Origin of the sequence: Lentzea sp. NPDC058450, assembly GCF_042721395.1 — a bacterium.
In the GTDB taxonomy this organism is placed as follows: Bacteria; Actinomycetota; Actinomycetes; order Mycobacteriales; family Pseudonocardiaceae; genus Lentzea.
The window spans coordinates 1-14,460 of the sequence record NZ_JBHXLO010000039.1 but is presented as its reverse complement, the minus strand read 5'-3'; the positions used below and the strand labels follow the sequence as shown (position 1 = coordinate 14,460).

Genomic DNA, 14,460 nt, shown 5'->3' with positions numbered 1-14,460 from the left:
GTTGTAGGTGTTGAGAGGAGGCGCTGTGACCACCACCGCAGCACCACTGGACGTAACCGCTCTGAGGGCGGACTTCCCGATCCTGTCTCGCACCGTTCGTGACGGGAAGCGCCTGGTCTACCTGGACTCCGGCGCCACCTCGCAACGCCCGACGCAGGTTCTGGACGCGGAAAAAGCGTTCTTGCAGGAGCACAACGCGGCCGTGCACCGCGGCGCGCACCAGCTGGCGGAAGAGGCGACCGACGCGTACGAGGGTGCGCGTCAGCGCATCGCGGACTTCGTCGGCGCCGACTTCGGCGAGCTGGTGTTCACCAAGAACGCCACCGAGGGCTTCAACCTCGTGGCGTACGCGATGGGCAACGCCGCGACCTCGGGTCCCGAGGCCGCGCGCTTCGTCGTGGGTCCCGGCGACGAGATCGTCGTGACCGAGATGGAGCACCACGCGAACCTCGTTCCGTGGCAGCAGCTCGCCGCCCGCACCGGCGCGACTTTGAAGTGGTTCAAGCTCGACGCGGACGGCAGGCTCGACCTGTCCGATGTGGACAGCGTGATCACCCCGCGCACCAAGGTCGTGGCGTTCACGCACCAGTCGAACGTGACCGGCGTGATCAACCCGGTCGATGTGCTCGTCGCGGCGGCGCAACGCGTCGGTGCGCTGACGGTGCTGGACGCGTGCCAGTCCGTTCCGCACGGCCCGGTGAACTTCCGCAAGCTCGGCGTGGACTTCGCGTCGTTCTCGGGACACAAGATGCTCGGCCCGTCCGGCATCGGTGTCCTCTACGGACGGCGTGAGCTGCTGGAGGCGTTGCCTCCCTTCATCACCGGCGGCTCGATGATCGAGCTGGTGAAGATGGAGGGCTCGACGTTCGCCCCGCCGCCGCAGCGCTTCGAGGCCGGTTCGCCGATGACGTCCCAGGCCGTCGGTCTGGGTGCCGCGGTGGACTACCTCAGCGTCGTGGGCATGGAACGCATCCACGCCCACGAGCACGCGCTGACCGTGGCGGCGCTGGAAGGCCTGTCGGCGGTGAAGGGTGTCCGGCTGATCGGCCCGCAGGACGCCGTGAACCGCGGCGGCGCCGTGCCGTTCGAGATCGAGGGCGTGCACCCCCACGACGCCGGCCAGGTGCTCGACAGCCTGGGCATCGCCGTGCGCGTCGGCCACCACTGCGCGTGGCCGCTGCACCGCTGCCTCAACGCCCAGTCGTCGGTGCGCGCGACGTTCTACCTGTACAACACGCTCGACGAGGTCGACGCGCTGGTCGACGGCGTCCGCGAGGCGCAGAAGTTCTTCGGGGTGGCCTGAGATGCAGCTCCAGCAGATGTACCAGGAGATCATCCTGGACCACTACAAGAACCCGCACGGCCGCGGTCTGCGCGACCCGTATGACGCCGAATCGTTCCAGGTCAACCCGACCTGTGGCGACGAGGTGACGTTGCGGGTCAAGCTCGACGGCGAGATCGTCTCCGACGTGTCGTACGACGGCCAGGGCTGCTCGATCAGCCAGGCGTCGACGTCGGTGCTGACGGACCTCGTCGTGGGCAAGCCCGTGGGCGAGGCGTTCAAGAAGATGGACGCGTTCGTCGAGCTGATGCAGAGCCGCGGGCAGATCGAGCCCGACGAGGACGTCCTGGAAGACGGCATCGCCTTCGCCGGTGTCTCGAAGTACCCGGCGCGCGTGAAGTGCGCGCTGCTGGGCTGGATGGCCTTCAAAGACGCAGTAGCACGAAGCCAGGGAGCAGCATGAGCACCGAAGAAGTGGTCCGGGGAGCCGAAGGCATGCCGGTCTTCGAGCCCAAGGCTGACGTCGCCGCGCTGGACGACGTGGAAGAAGCGATGCGCGACGTCGTGGACCCCGAGCTCGGCATCAACGTCGTGGACCTCGGTCTCGTCTACGACATCCACATCGACGACAAGAACGTCGCCACCATCGACATGACGCTCACGTCCGCGGCCTGCCCGCTGACCGACGTCATCGAGGACCAGACCCGCGCCGCCCTCACCGGTGGCACGGGCGGCGGTCTCGTGTCGGACTTCCGCATCAACTGGGTGTGGATGCCGCCGTGGGGCCCGGAGAAGATCACCGACGACGGCCGCGAGCAGCTGAGGGCACTCGGCTTCACCGTCTGATCGGACACCTCGTCGAACGGCGCGCATTCCACCACGGAGTGCGCGCCGTTCGTTTTACGCTCCGGCTGTGAAGAGACTGGTTCCGCTGCTGGTCGTGACCCTGGCCGCGTGCTCCACGACGCCTCCGGCCGTGCCGTCGTCCTCGACGACCCAGGCGCCTGCTCCGACGACCACGTCGCCGAAGCCGGACCAGACGTACGCGATCCACGACGTCTTCTTCCAGTTCACGAACGCCCTGAGCGAGAAGAACGGCGACGCCGCCCTGGCCGCGGTGGCGAGCAAGGCGGTCGCCACCTGGGAGAGCTACCGCGTGCACGCGCTGAAGAGCACCGAGTCCCAGCTCGCGGCACTCCCGATCGGCGAACGCTCCGTCGTCTACGGCCTGCGCGCGGCCGTCGACCCCGCAGTCCTGCGCACCCGGACAGGCCGCGAGGTGCTCGTCACGGCCGTCCAGCAGGGCCTCGTCTCCATGAACACGTCGACCAGGGTCGGGTACGCCGACGGCACCACCACCGTGGACGAGTCGTTGCCCGACCTGACGAGGCTGATCCTCGGCGCCGACGTCAGCACCGGGGAGATGGCGCCGGGCAACCCGGACGCGCCCGCGCCGTCCCCGCCGCTCACGGTCAGGTTCGTGCGCGAAGGCGAGGACTGGAAGGTCGACCTCGCGGTCCTGACCGAGTGGACGACCGCCGGCCTGGAGAAGCTGGCGACCCAGCGGGGAACGACCGCCGACCAGGTGCTCACCGACCTGTTCGCCGCCCGGTTCGGCGCCGCGCGTGCCGCGGAACTACGCAAACCCCTAGAAGGCTGATTCCCAGTTCCTGGGAGAGAATTAAATGCGTTGCACGGCCCTCGGCCGTCGCATAGCTTGGTGTCATCACGAACGACAGAGATCAACCGGAGGAAGACATGCTCGCCAAGGCACAGCTCGCGGGATGGCGAATTCTCGCCGTAATCGCCGGCGGTCTGCTGGCGCTGGCGTGGGGCTCCACGCCATGACCTGATCCCCAGGTCATGACCTCGGAGCCGCCCACGGGAAACCTGGGCGGTTTTCTTTTTGACCTGCGTCACATGCCGGTGAGCTTTGGAAGCGGAACGGATTCCAAACCCGTTTCCCGAGGGTTCGACTCCTTCCATCGGTGCGGCAAGAAAACAATGCGGTCGTGGTGAACTCGGCGGACACGTCGGTCTTCCAAACCGAAGCAGAGGGTTCGATGCCCTCCGACCGCTCGCACGAACAACGCGGTTCTAGCCCAACTGGTAGAGGCACATGGTTGAGGGCCATGACAGTCGGGGTTCGACTCCCCGGATCCGCACGCCCCGGTAGCCCAACGGAAGAGGCAACGCGCTCAGAACGCGTCCAGTGCAGGTTCGAATCCTGCCCGCGGCACTGCACAACTGAATCCCACAACAGAACAACGACGGGGGACGCGCCGGCGCGCAGGTGATCCTTGCAAGATCGCCCTGGAGGGTTCGACACCCTCGTCTTCCACTCCGTCCCGTAGCTCAGCCCGGTGAGAGCGTCCGCCTGATACGCGGTAGGTCCCAGGTTCAACTCCTGGCGGGACGACCATCCGTTCGCACGCGAACCAGTAAGTTGAGACCCACGACCGATGGGAGTGGGTGGAGTGGCACGTCTGCACGTCGGCTGCGCGATGTGGAACCACAAGGCGTGGCCCGGACGGTTCCTGCCGCAACCGTTGCCCGCCAAGGAACGCCTGCGCGCGTACGCGGCCTGGTGCAACGCGGTCGAGGGCAACACCACCTTCTACGCGACCCCCACCCGCGCCACCGTCGAGACGTGGGTCCAGCAGACCGACCCCGACTTCCGGTTCGTGGTCAAGCTGCCGAAGGTCGTCACGCACGAACGCCGTTTCGCCGGTGTCGAGACCGAGATGCGGGCCTTCCTGGACGCGATCGAACCCCTCGGCGAGCGCGCCGTGCTGTGGACCCAGCTGCCCGCGTCGTTCGGCCCGCTCGACATCGACGCCCTCAGCCGGTTCCTGCGCAGGCTGCCCGTCGGACTCCGGCGCGCGGTGGAGGTGCGCCACCTCGACTTCTTCACCAACGAGCGCGCGGAGTCGGGGCTCGAAGGGGCACTCGCGGACGCGGACGCCGAGTGGATCCCGTTCGACACCCAGGTGTTGTTCCAGAGCCCACCGACCAGCGAGGGCGAAGCGGAGGCGTGGGCCAAGAAGCCGAGGACGCCCCGCCGGACGCGCGCGCTGACCGACCGGCCGGTCGTCCGCTACCTGGGCCGGGACGCGGACGAGGAGACGATCGCGGGCTGGCAGCCGTGGACCGAGATCATCGCGGACTGGCTGCGCGAGGGCCGCTCGCCGACGTTCTTCCTGCACACGCCGAACAACGACGACGCCCCCGCACTGGCCCGCCGCTTCCACGACGACGTGCGGGCGTTGGTGCCCGAACTCGACCCGCTGCCCGAGCCGGAGCCGGTCGAGCCCGCGACCTTGTTCTGATCGACTTGGCGCGTCAGGCGTAGACGCGTTCGACGAACGACGCCAGCTGGTCCTCCGGCAGGTGCCGGGCGAGGTCCGCCTCGGACACCATGCCGACGAGCCGGTGGTCCTCGATCACCGGCACGCGGCGGATCTGGTTGTCCTCCATGGTCCGCAGCACCTGCGCCACCGAGTCGGAGGCGTCGACCCAGTGGACGTGCCCGCCGAACTCGCTCGCCTTCGTCGTGGTCAGGTCGAGCCCGGCCGCGACGGCCCTGATCACGATGTCGCGGTCGGTGATGATCCCCTGCAACCGGTCGTCCCTGCCGCAGATCGGCAGGGAGCCGACGTCGAGGTCCCGCATCATCCGGGCGGCCTCGACGAGGGTCGCGTCCTCGTCCACGCACCGCACTCCGGGATGCATGATGTCGCGCGCTGTCGTCACGACCTCCTCCTTCCGGCTTTCACCCCAGCATCCGCCCGCCTGGACCACCCTGCTGAGTACTGATCTGAACGGCCTAACGAGTGCTACTCTCTGTGGTCCTAGGGTTACGCAGTTGCTGTCTCCGGGGGCCGCGATGGGGCTGTTAGCGCAACTGACCGACGATCCCTGGAGCGGTATCTCACCGTCCGTGTACGAGACGGGCAGGCTGGTCGCGCTGGCGCCGTGGTTGACGGGGCACGAGGCTCGCGTCCGGTACCTCCTGGCGACCCAGCACGCGGACGGCACGTGGGGCGGTCCCGGCGAGTACGCGCTGGTCCCGACGTTGAGCGCGGTCGACGCCCTCGGCCGGCACCCGGCGGCGCGGCGTGGTCTCGCGGCACTGCGCCGGTTGCTCAGCCGTCCGGTGACGCTGCCGGACACGGTCGCGGTCGAACTCATCGTGCCCGCGCTGGCCGAACGGCTCGGGTTGCGCACGCCGCTCGACCCCCGTCCGTTGCACGCGCTGCGCCAGAGGCCGTTGCCGGACAAGCTCTGGCACACCCTGGAGATCTTCGGCCCACGGCCCGAGGTCGTGCCGGTCGGCGGTGTGGTGGCCGCGAGCCCCGCCGCGACCGCCGTCTGGCTGCGGGGGCCTCGGCCGGGGGACAGCCTGCGTTACTTGGAGGCGGTCCAAGAAGCTCACGGCGGACCTGTGCCCGCCGGGGTGCCGGTGCCGTTGTTCGAACGGTCCTGGATCGTCGTCGCGCTGAGGTCCGCGGGCCTGGACGTGCCCGACGCCGGGGCGGGCCTGATCCGGTCCGCGTTCTCGGCGGCCGGCGCGGCCGGGGGACCAGGACTGCCCGCCGACGCCGACGACACCGCGACCGCGTTGCACGCCCTCGCGCTGTGCGACAGCCCCGGCCCGGTCAGCACCCTCGGCCACTACCGCGAGGCCCGCCACTTCGCCTGCTTCCCGGGCGAGCGCACGCCGTCGACCAGCACGAACGCCCACGCGTTGCAGGCTTTGCGCCACGACCGCGCGCTGGAGGAGTGGTTGCGGGACATGCAGGAACCGGACGGCAGCTGGCGCGACAAGTGGCACGCCTCGCCCTACTACGCCACCGCGTGCGTCACGAACGCCTTGGGCGGCAACGAAAAGGCCGTCGACTGGGTGCTCGCGACCCAACGCTCCGACGGTTCGTGGGGCCGGTGGGAGGGCACGTACGAGGAGACCGCCTACGCCATCAGGGTTCTGGCGCACTCGCCCCGGGACGTGTCGGCCGCGATGGCGCGGGGCGCGAGGTTCATGCACGCCTGGGATCGCCCGCACCCGCCGCTGTGGCACGACAAAGACCTTTACACCCCAACGAGAATCGTGCAGGCCGAGGGCGTGGCGGCGCTGCACCTCGCGTGCGCGGTGTGCCGATGAACCGCACGGAGCTGAGGTTCGCGTGGCGGCTGATCCCGTTCCTCGACTCGGTGGAGGGCTTCGAGGACGGCCTGGTCCGGCTGCGGGACCGGCGCTGGCTGGTCTGGCACCCGGACGTCATGACGGCCTTGTTCCGCAACGACCGCGTGCTGCGGCATCCGCCGAGCCGCACGCTGAGTCCGTTGCTGGGCAACCGGTCCGTGCTCTGGCTCGACGGCGCAGAGCACACCGCGTACCGGCGTGCGCTCGTGCCGATGCTGCGCGGCGAGCGGTACCGGGCGCTGATCGAGGAGATGGCCGGCCGGGCGGTCGCCGAGCTGCCCGCCGGGCCGACGAGTCTGCCGGCGTGGACCAGGAGGCTGACCCTGCGGATCATCGGCCGGGTCGTCTTCGGCGTGGACGACGACGAACTGCTCACGGCGTTCAGCCGCTGGCTGGACCGGCGCCTGGGCAGTCGCGTCCGCACGCTCGCGCACCGCTGGCTGACGCCGGGGGCGACCCGAAGCGATCCGCGGCTCGACGCGATGTTGTTGGAGCGCGTCCAATCCGCGGAGTTCCCGGCGCTCGCGGCCTGCCTGCCACGCGAGGACCTGCGCGACCAGGTGGTGTCGTTGCTGTTCGCCGGGCACGAGACGACGGCGAGCGCCACGGCGTGGACGGTGTACTGGATGCACGAGGCGGGTCTCGCCGACCGGCCGGACCTGGTCGGCGCCGCGATCACCGAGTCGCTCCGGCTGTCCCCGCCCGCGACCCTCGCCGGCAACCGGATGAGCGCCGACGGCATGGTGCTCACGCCGAGCATCTACCTCGCGCACCGGCGGGCCGCGACGTACGAGAACCCGCACGTGTTCGACCCGTTCCGCGCGCCACCGCCCGCCGGCGCGTTCTTCCCGTTCGGCGGGGGAGTGCGGCACTGCCCCGGTCGCGACCTGGCGTTGCTGGAGATCCGGCTGATCGTCACGGCTCTGTTGCGGCACAAGCACGTCGAGCTCGTCCACCCGGCTGGCACACCCCAGCTGCGAGGCGCCGCGATGGCGCCGCCGCCGAGCCTCGCGATGGTGACCACTTGCCGGCGTTGATCCACCTCCACCGCCTGGAGCACCCGTTCGGCGCGCACTACGCGTGCGCCGCCGCCTGGGGTGCCTGCTACGCGACGAGATTCGACCTCGCGGTGGTGATCGCGGTGCTCGCCAACTTCGTCGCGATCATCTCCGGCAACCCGCTGAACGCGTACGCCGATCTCCGCAACGACGTCCACACCGACGAGAAACGGCATCTGGCCCAGGCCGTGCGGGAGATCGGCGCGTCCAAGGTCCTGGCGCTGGCGATCTTCGAGATGATCTTCGCGCTCGCGCTGGCGGTCGCCGTCTCGTGGCAGGTCGCCGCCGGGGTCGCGCTGATCCTGGTGCTGTACCTGGCCTACAACCTCGAGCCGGTGCGGCTGAAGCGGCGCGGGTACGCCGGTCCCGTGGCGCTCGCGACCGCGGCCGGGCTGCTGCCGAGCATCACGGCGTACTCGGCGGCCGGGGGACGGGCGGAACCCGCGGTGTGGCTGGTGTTCTCCGGGGTCGCGTGCCTGGCGACGGGCCGTGCGTTGTGGTGGGCCGTGCCGGATCGGGTGGGGGACGCCCGTGCCGGGTCGCGCACACCGGTCGTCCTGTACGGGACCCGGCACGCCTTGAACGCGACCACGCAGCTGACGTTCGGCGGGCTGCTGCTGGTCGGCGGCGGGTTGTGGTTCCGGTTCGGGGTGTTCTGGGCGGCCGTCGGGGTCGTCGCGTGCTCGTTGTTCCTGCTGGCGCGCGATCTGCCGTCGGCACGGCAGCAACTGCGGTACGGCATGTCGCTCGCCGTCACGTCGACGATCGTGCTCGCCGCGATCCCGTTGCTGGCCTAGGACCAGGGCTTGCGCGCGAGGCCGCCACAGCCGTGGAAGTTCTCCGGGTTGCGGTCCTGTGCCTCGCCGGGATCCGGTTCCCACAACGGGATCGGCACCACGCCGGGGTGGAGGAGCTCCAAGCCGTCGAAGAACTGCGCGACCTGCTCCGGGTACCGGAACGTGAACTCGGGCAGCGGCTGATCCCCGTACATGGCGCCGAACAGGCCGACGGCGGCGAGCATGAACGGGTCGCGGCACGTGTGCGAGAGCCCGAGGTAGCTGCCGGGGGCGAGCGCGTCCACGTACCGCGCCAGCACCTTGTGCGGCTCGGCGTCGTCGGAGACGAAGTGGAGGACGTCCAGGACGAGCACCGCGACCGGTTCGCTGAGGTCCAGCGTGTCCTGAACCTCCTGCGAGCGCAGCACTTCCTCCGGTTCGCACAGATCCGCGCAGAGGTAGGCGACGCGCGGGTCGTCCTGGACGAGCGCACGGCCCTCGGCCGCCACCGCGGGGTCGATCTCCACGTACACCACGCGCGCGTCGGGCGCGGCGAGGTGCACGTTGCCCGCGGTGGGCAGGCCGGAACCGAGGTCGAGGAACTGCCGCACGCCGAGCGCGGTCAGCCGCCGGACCACCCGGCCGAGGTACGACCTGTGCGTGCGGCACAGGTACGGCAGGTGCGGCGCCGCGGACACCAGCGCGTCCGCGAGCCGGTGGTCGGCCTCGGTGTTGCGGGTGCCGCCGAGCCAGTAATCCCTGACCCGCGCGGTGTTGGGGAGCTCCGGGCCGTTCACTCCGGGTGCCCAGATGGGGGTGGCCACGGTGACTGAGTACTGGATCGGACCTTGGAGGCGCACCAAGCCGGCCCGACATGTACCCGATCGAGTGATCGAGGTCAGACCGGCGAGGTCTGCGCCACCAGGAAACCCACGACGTCGTCCAGCCTGCCCCGCCGCGCGAACGCCCGCCGTTGCCGCACCGCGCCCGTGCCGTCCAGCAGCAACCGGTCGATCCCCGTCGACACCAGCTCGTAGTCGCCCGCGAACTCCAGCGCCGGCCGGATCCACCGCAGCAACGACGCGGCGATCGACGACGCGGGCGTCGGCGAGCCCGTCACCGGGTCGATGCCGAAACCCTCCAGGCCGTCCCGCGCGGCCCGCCACATCGCGACCTTCAGCAGGTGCGGCGGCAGTTTCGGCGGAGGCGCACCGGAACCCAGCGCCGTGGCGGCGATCCCGCGCACCAGCGCGGCCATCAGCACGGCCTCCTCGACCGTCGGCGCGACGTCGGAGACCCGCAGCTCCAGCGTGGGGTGCCGGGCCGAGAGCCGGACGTCCCAGTAGAGCATCCCGGCGTCGATCGCCGCGCCGCTCGCGACGATCTCCTCCCGTGCCGCGTAGTACTCGGCCGCGGACTCGAAGTGCGGCGGCGCACCCGAAGTGGGCCAACGGTTCCAGACCACGTACCGCCAGCTCGCGTAGCCGGTGTCGCCGTCGAGCCAGTACGGCGAGTTCGCCCCCAGCGCGAGCAACGTCGGCAGCCACGGCCGCAGGTGGTTGCTCACGAAGATCTTCGACTCGTCGTCCGGCAGCCCCACGTGCACGTGACAGCCGCAGATCGCGAGGTCGTTGGTGAGCGCTCCCATCTCCTGCGCCATCTTGTGGTAGCGCGGGGAGTTCGTGAGCGGTGTCGGCATCGTGAGGCCCAGCACCGGAGTCCCGGTCGCGGCGAGCCTCGCGTCGTGCCGCCCGGCCCGTTCGATGAGCGCTCTCCGCGCCGTGGCGAGCTGTTCGCGCAACACGGTCATGTCCGTGCAGACGCCACTGGCCGATTCCACCTGGTATTGCGCGATTTCCTGCTGCAGATCCACCTCGTACCGGTCCGCGCCGGCGAGAACTTCCTTGGCGCGGTTGGCCAAATGCCCCGTGGCGGCCTCGACCAGAACGAATTCTTCTTCCACGCCAACGGTGAGGAGGCCGTCCGTGCTTCTGCGCTGCGCGGGTACCGATTGAGTTCTGCCGCCGACCTGCACGCCGAACCTCCTGTGCATTGAGTAGCACGCTCGATGCTATGAGTGATCAGCGCGCCGCGCAGGAGGCGTTCGGTTGTACTTCCTAGCTCACCGCGCGTTGCGGAACACCACGCAGCACGTCACGTCGTTCGCTCCCCGGCCGGCCCATGACCCAGCTGGACCCACCGAGCGACTTCGCGTGCTCCTTCACTGGCGCCAGCAATCGCGAAACCTCGCGATACGAGCCCACTGATCCCGGGGCACAGATAAGGGTCGCAAGAGAGAGGGTGACATGTCGTCCCTCTGCCGTGTACGGCTTGTCGAGCAGACGGGCACTCAGCGGCACCGTCTCGTCCAGGCCCGCCAGCAGGAGGAAGTCGTCGCCACCGACGTGCCCGACCGACACACCGGGGAACGCGTGCGCGAGGTCCGCCAGGTCGTGCCCGATCTCGCGGATGAGGTCGTCGCCCGCCGCGAACCCGACCGTGTCGTTCACCAGCTTGAAGCCGTCGACGTCCAGCCACGAGATCGCGAAGATCTCGCCGGCCTCGATCCGCCGGTCGACCTCCTTCGCGATGGCGTCGCTGCCGGGCAGCCTCGTGAGCGGACTCAGCGCCGCCGCCTGCTCCACCTTCAGCTCGGCCACACCGCGCACCACGTCCGCCACGCGCACAACACCCATGCACCGCTCGTTGTGGTCCACGACGATGAGGTCGTCGTTGGTGCGCTCACGGTTCGCACCGGCCACCACGTCCAGAAGCTCGAGCGCCGACGACTCGGTGCCGATGACGTGCGGCTTGTCAGCAAGCCGTGCGGCCTCACGCTTGGCGTGCAACGCATGTCCGTACGGACCGGTCACGGCCAGAAGGAACCGGTTGCGGTCCACGGACCACTTCGGCCGGCCCTCGTCGTCGAGGAGCACCACACCCGTGATCGAAGGCTGCGTGGCGAACACCTCACGTACCTCATCGCTCGTCGCGTGCTCGGGCAACACCGTCGCGGGATGCAGGAACGCCGTGATCCGCGGCCCCGTGCTGGCCCGCCGGATCTCCCCGGTCTCCGTCACCGCCTCAGGCGCGATGCGGGCGTTCACCGCCGGTCTTCGCTGCGGCGGCGCCAGGAACTTCCCCTGCGCGAACCCCACCCCCAGCTTGCGCAGGTAGGTGAGCTCGGCCTCGGTCTCCACACCCTCCGCCACCACCTGGCCGCCCGTGTACTCGCCCAGGTGCACCAACGACTTCACCAGCGCACCCCGCGCGGCGTCGTCGGGCAACGTCCGGACGATCTCCCGGTCGAGCTTGATGTAGTCGGGATTCGCGCTCGTGAGCAGACCAAGCGGCACGTCGCCCTCGCCCACGCAGTCGAGCGCGATGCGAAAACCGTTGTTCCGCAACGTCTGCATCCCCCGCGCCAGCCGCGCCCGGTTGGCGCGCGAGTACGGCTCCCCGATCTCGATGACCACGCTGTCGGGGGAGCGGTTCGCGTCCCGGAGCGCGCCGTAGAGGGGGCTCAGCACCTCGGGCTTGTCCGCGACCGTGATCGCGAGCAGGTTCACGTGCAACGGCAGCATCAGGTCGAAGTCGGCAGCCGACCTGACGGCACGACAGGCGAGTCCGACGTCGGCGTTCGCGAGCAACCCGGCCCGGAACGCGGCCTGGAGCAGATCCTGCACGCTGCCGTCGTGCGGCCGGGCCAACGCCTCGATCGCGACAACGCCCCCGGTGTTGAGGTTGAACAGCGGCTGGAAGGCGAACCTGACGTCATCCAGCAATGCGGGCACGCCCTCGATCGTGCCCGTGATCGCAGGCCTGCCCAAGCCGGTTCACCAGCTGTTCACGAGGTTGGCTCTCTTCTGCCACCGCGGCACTGCGCACGGTGATTCGCTGTTCACGCAGGGGGTTTGTCAGACGAGTTTCCACCTGAGGCGGCCAGACGCGGCCCCGAACAGGGCAGCCATCGCCCTGGCCGTTCCCCGCACGTCCTCCCGCCCGGACAGATAGGCCACCTGCAACTCGGGATCAAGCTGGAAGAACAACTCGAAGAAGTCCTTCGTCTCCTCGCGGTCGAGCCTCAACAGCGCCTCCAGCCCCTTCCGCCGCAGGGCGTGCACGACCCGCGCCTTCACCGGCCAGATGACGGCCCGAGGATCCCGGCCCTGCCTGACCGCCTCCGCCACACGCGGCGCCAACTGCAGCGCGGTGGCAACGCTGTATCCGGTCGCGGGGTGGATGAAGCCGGCAGCGGCCCCGAACGCGAGCCCGCCGACCCTGGGGGAGTCCAACGGAAACCGAACCCGCTCCTCCCCGCCCACCGCGCCACCGTGAAGGCCACTCCCGCCCGAGCCGCCTGGGTCTCTCAGCCCCGCTGCCCCCTCGCCACCTGCCCCCTCGCCACCTGCGCCCCCGCTCCTATCCCGGCCACCTGGGTCTCTCGCCCCCACCACACCCCGGCCACCCGCAGCTCCCACCCTCGCCGCACCGCCGCCGGTCTCCGCACCACTCCCGCCTGCCTCTCCCGCACCCGCCGCACCTCGGCCGTCCGCCCCTCCCGTAGCCGTGCCTCCAGCACCCGCCCCACCTGCAGCCGCCCCCTCCCGGCCTCGGACCCGCTCCTCACTCATTCCCACCGCGCCCCCACCGCGCGGCCCTCCACCCGCTCCACCCCAGGCACCCGCGTCTCCCGCCTCACCTCGGTCGCGCGGTTCCTCCCCGCCCACCACGGCACCCCGTCCGCGTGGCTCCCCCTCGTCCCAGGCGTGACCCTCCGGCCTGCCACCCCCGGCCCGCATCTCCTCCCCGCCTGCCCACCCGCGGGCCCGAAGCCGCTCCCGGAGCTCGCCGAGCGGCATCCCCGGCCTCCTCGCCAGGCACGTCTCCTCCACCAGGACCCGGCCATCGCCCACCGGCACCGTGTAGAGGAACGTGTCGCCATCGCCCCGCCAGTCCATGAGCGTGGTCTCGGTGCTTGTGCTGCTGATGAACGTCCCCACGGCCGTTTGCTCCGCACGGCCGTGGCGCGCGCCCGTGGCGTTGAACGTGTAGCGCGCCGCCGCCGGCCGTTGGAGTACGTCTACTGCTTCTGGCAGTTCGTGCAGCTTGGCGTTGTCCAGGACCACGTACGTGCGTTGGATGCGGTGTTCCTCGCGCGCGTAGGCCTTCACGGTCGTGCTGGTGGTTTTGATCGGAGTGCCGAACGGGAGCTCGTCTGCCCACGCGCCGTAGGTGGCCGTCCAGGGACGGCGGGGGTGGCGGTCGACGATCGCTGTGTGGAGGCCCAGCTCTGCTGCGGCGCGCGCGAGTGCGCGTCCCGCGGGACCTCCGCCAATCACCACCACGTCGTACGTCATGAGGTCCATGATTGACCGTGTGGCCAAGACTTACCGTCAGCACCTTGTGCGTCGCATCGGCAACGTCGTCATCAGTCGCGCCGTAGCTCTCGGCATCGCACCCTCCTACTACGTGCTGCTGACCATTCGTGGCCGTCGCACTGGTGCTGCGCGCACGATCCCCATTCGTCTTATGGAGCACGACGGCGCTGAGTGGCTTGTCGCGCCGTACGGAGTTCGGGACTGGGTGCACAACGCACGGGCCGCCGGCGAGGCCGTGCTGCGAAGGGGACGTAGGTCACGTCAAGTCGATTTGCGCGAGGTTTCCGCGTCCGTCGCGGCGCCCGTGTTGGCCGCCTACGTTCGCAAGGAGCCTGTGACTAGGCCTTTCTTCGACGCGAAGGTCGGAGATGCCGTCTCGGCGTTCGAAGCGGAGGCTGACCGCCATCCTGTCTTCGCGGTGACGAACGCGCAGGTCAGTGGCGGTTCGGACGCTTGAGGTACCCCCCGATTTGGAGATCGAAACTGGCCCGTGTAATGTTCTCCAAGTCAGAGCGACACGGGCCGGAAAACAAGCCGGAACGGGCCTGACAAAAAACCGGAAGACAAAGAGCCTCTGAGAGGCCGATTTGACACCGGCGAGCAACACCAAATAAGCTTCAGAAACACCAGCCCCGAGTGAAACTCTCCGGAAACGGAGATTGGATCCGGTGAGCGCGTGTTCTTTGAGAACTCAACAGCGTGCCGAAACACAGCCAGTAATATATGAATTACCTCCTCGTCGAGGTAGTTCCTTTGAGAG

The 14,460-nt window shown here is 69.6% G+C and carries 14 protein-coding genes, 4 tRNA genes and 1 pseudogene; 13 read left to right on the top strand and 6 right to left on the bottom strand.

Going from position 1 to position 14,460, the window contains the following annotated elements; genetic code table 11:
- Positions 1–25: 25 nt before the first annotated feature.
- The 9 genes from ACFWNN_RS39490 to ACFWNN_RS39450 all read left to right on the top strand — a co-directional run bounded on the left by ACFWNN_RS39490 (position 26) and on the right by ACFWNN_RS39450 (position 4,611).
- Positions 26–1,303: a cysteine desulfurase gene (locus ACFWNN_RS39490; RefSeq protein WP_382445084.1), complete on the top strand. Its 1,278-nt coding sequence runs from the start codon at positions 26–28 to the stop codon at positions 1,301–1,303.
- A 1-nt stretch (position 1,304) separates the two neighbouring features.
- A complete protein-coding gene (gene sufU / locus ACFWNN_RS39485) occupies positions 1,305–1,745 on the top strand; it encodes a Fe-S cluster assembly sulfur transfer protein SufU (protein WP_382445083.1) in 441 nt (146 codons plus the stop codon).
- Positions 1,742–2,128: a metal-sulfur cluster assembly factor gene (locus ACFWNN_RS39480; protein ID WP_089912772.1), complete on the top strand. Its 387-nt coding sequence runs from the start codon at positions 1,742–1,744 to the stop codon at positions 2,126–2,128. Before sufU ends, ACFWNN_RS39480 begins: the two co-directional genes overlap by 4 nt.
- A 67-nt stretch (positions 2,129–2,195) precedes the next feature.
- Positions 2,196–2,942 (top strand): hypothetical protein, encoded by a 747-nt coding sequence (locus ACFWNN_RS39475; RefSeq protein ID WP_382445082.1) that lies wholly within the window; start codon positions 2,196–2,198, stop codon positions 2,940–2,942.
- A gap of 346 nt (positions 2,943–3,288) precedes the next feature.
- A tRNA-Gly gene (locus tag ACFWNN_RS39470) sits at positions 3,289–3,361 on the top strand.
- 12 nt (positions 3,362–3,373) lie between these two features.
- A tRNA-Leu gene (locus ACFWNN_RS39465) sits at positions 3,374–3,447 on the top strand.
- Position 3,448: 1 nt separating this feature from the next.
- Positions 3,449–3,521: transfer RNA gene (locus tag ACFWNN_RS39460), tRNA-Leu, on the top strand.
- A 105-nt stretch (positions 3,522–3,626) separates the two neighbouring features.
- Positions 3,627–3,704 (top strand) — tRNA-Ile (locus ACFWNN_RS39455).
- Between the two features lie 82 nt (positions 3,705–3,786).
- Positions 3,787–4,611 (top strand): DUF72 domain-containing protein, encoded by an 825-nt coding sequence (locus ACFWNN_RS39450; protein ID WP_382445151.1) that lies wholly within the window; start codon positions 3,787–3,789, stop codon positions 4,609–4,611.
- A gap of 13 nt (positions 4,612–4,624) precedes the next feature.
- On the opposite strand, the gene ACFWNN_RS39445 is transcribed toward ACFWNN_RS39450, so the two are convergent.
- Complete coding sequence (locus ACFWNN_RS39445) at positions 4,625–5,035, bottom strand: CBS domain-containing protein (RefSeq protein WP_382445081.1); 411 nt, start codon at positions 5,033–5,035, stop codon at positions 4,625–4,627.
- Positions 5,036–5,168: 133 nt separating this feature from the next.
- On the opposite strand from ACFWNN_RS39445, the gene ACFWNN_RS39440 reads away from it, so the two are divergent.
- From ACFWNN_RS39440 to ACFWNN_RS39430, 3 genes are read left to right on the top strand one after another with little or no spacing between them, the layout of a single operon-like run.
- The gene (locus ACFWNN_RS39440) at positions 5,169–6,443 is read left to right on the top strand and encodes a prenyltransferase/squalene oxidase repeat-containing protein (RefSeq protein ID WP_382445080.1); all 1,275 of its coding nucleotides are present in this window, start codon (positions 5,169–5,171) and stop codon (positions 6,441–6,443) included.
- Positions 6,440–7,522 carry a cytochrome P450 gene (locus ACFWNN_RS39435; RefSeq protein ID WP_382445079.1) on the top strand — a complete coding sequence of 361 codons (1,083 nt, stop codon included), beginning with the start codon at positions 6,440–6,442 and terminating at the stop codon, positions 7,520–7,522. Before ACFWNN_RS39440 ends, ACFWNN_RS39435 begins: the two co-directional genes overlap by 4 nt.
- Positions 7,510–8,340, top strand: a complete 831-nt coding sequence (locus ACFWNN_RS39430; protein WP_382445078.1) for a UbiA prenyltransferase family protein — start codon at positions 7,510–7,512, stop codon at positions 8,338–8,340. Before ACFWNN_RS39435 ends, ACFWNN_RS39430 begins: the two co-directional genes overlap by 13 nt.
- On the opposite strand, the gene ACFWNN_RS39425 is transcribed toward ACFWNN_RS39430, so the two are convergent.
- The 5 genes and pseudogenes from ACFWNN_RS39425 to ACFWNN_RS39405 form a co-directional block, all read right to left on the bottom strand.
- Positions 8,337–9,143, bottom strand: coding sequence for an SAM-dependent methyltransferase (locus ACFWNN_RS39425; protein ID WP_382445077.1), 807 nt, complete (start codon positions 9,141–9,143; stop codon positions 8,337–8,339). The genes ACFWNN_RS39430 and ACFWNN_RS39425 overlap by 4 nt on opposite strands.
- 74 nt (positions 9,144–9,217) lie before the next feature.
- Complete coding sequence (locus ACFWNN_RS39420; protein ID WP_382445076.1) at positions 9,218–10,282, bottom strand: glutamate--cysteine ligase; 1,065 nt, start codon at positions 10,280–10,282, stop codon at positions 9,218–9,220.
- Positions 10,283–10,436: 154 nt separating this feature from the next.
- A complete protein-coding gene (locus ACFWNN_RS39415) occupies positions 10,437–12,149 on the bottom strand; it encodes an EAL domain-containing protein (RefSeq protein WP_382445075.1) in 1,713 nt (570 codons plus the stop codon).
- Between the two features lie 87 nt (positions 12,150–12,236).
- Positions 12,237–12,644, bottom strand: coding sequence for a lycopene cyclase family protein (locus ACFWNN_RS39410; RefSeq protein ID WP_382445150.1), 408 nt, complete (start codon positions 12,642–12,644; stop codon positions 12,237–12,239).
- A 507-nt stretch (positions 12,645–13,151) separates the two neighbouring features.
- Positions 13,152–13,679, bottom strand: a pseudogene (locus tag ACFWNN_RS39405) (lycopene cyclase family protein); the annotation flags it as partial.
- Between the two features lie 7 nt (positions 13,680–13,686).
- On the opposite strand from ACFWNN_RS39405, the gene ACFWNN_RS39400 reads away from it, so the two are divergent.
- A complete protein-coding gene (locus ACFWNN_RS39400; protein ID WP_382445074.1) occupies positions 13,687–14,157 on the top strand; it encodes a nitroreductase family deazaflavin-dependent oxidoreductase in 471 nt (156 codons plus the stop codon).
- Positions 14,158–14,460: the final 303 nt, after the last annotated feature.

Excerpts from the sequence above, each read along its gene's own strand:
- ACFWNN_RS39400 (WP_382445074.1), top strand. The coding sequence starts at position 13,687 with ATGATTGACCGTGTGGCCAAGACTTACCGTCAGCACCTTGTGCGTCGC.
- ACFWNN_RS39440 (WP_382445080.1), top strand. The coding sequence starts at position 5,169 with ATGGGGCTGTTAGCGCAACTGACCGACGATCCCTGGAGCGGTATCTCA.
- ACFWNN_RS39480 (WP_089912772.1), top strand. The coding sequence starts at position 1,742 with ATGAGCACCGAAGAAGTGGTCCGGGGAGCCGAAGGCATGCCGGTCTTC.
- sufU (WP_382445083.1), top strand. The coding sequence starts at position 1,305 with ATGCAGCTCCAGCAGATGTACCAGGAGATCATCCTGGACCACTACAAG.
- ACFWNN_RS39435 (WP_382445079.1), top strand. The coding sequence starts at position 6,440 with ATGAACCGCACGGAGCTGAGGTTCGCGTGGCGGCTGATCCCGTTCCTC.
- ACFWNN_RS39450 (WP_382445151.1), top strand. The coding sequence starts at position 3,787 with ATGTGGAACCACAAGGCGTGGCCCGGACGGTTCCTGCCGCAACCGTTG.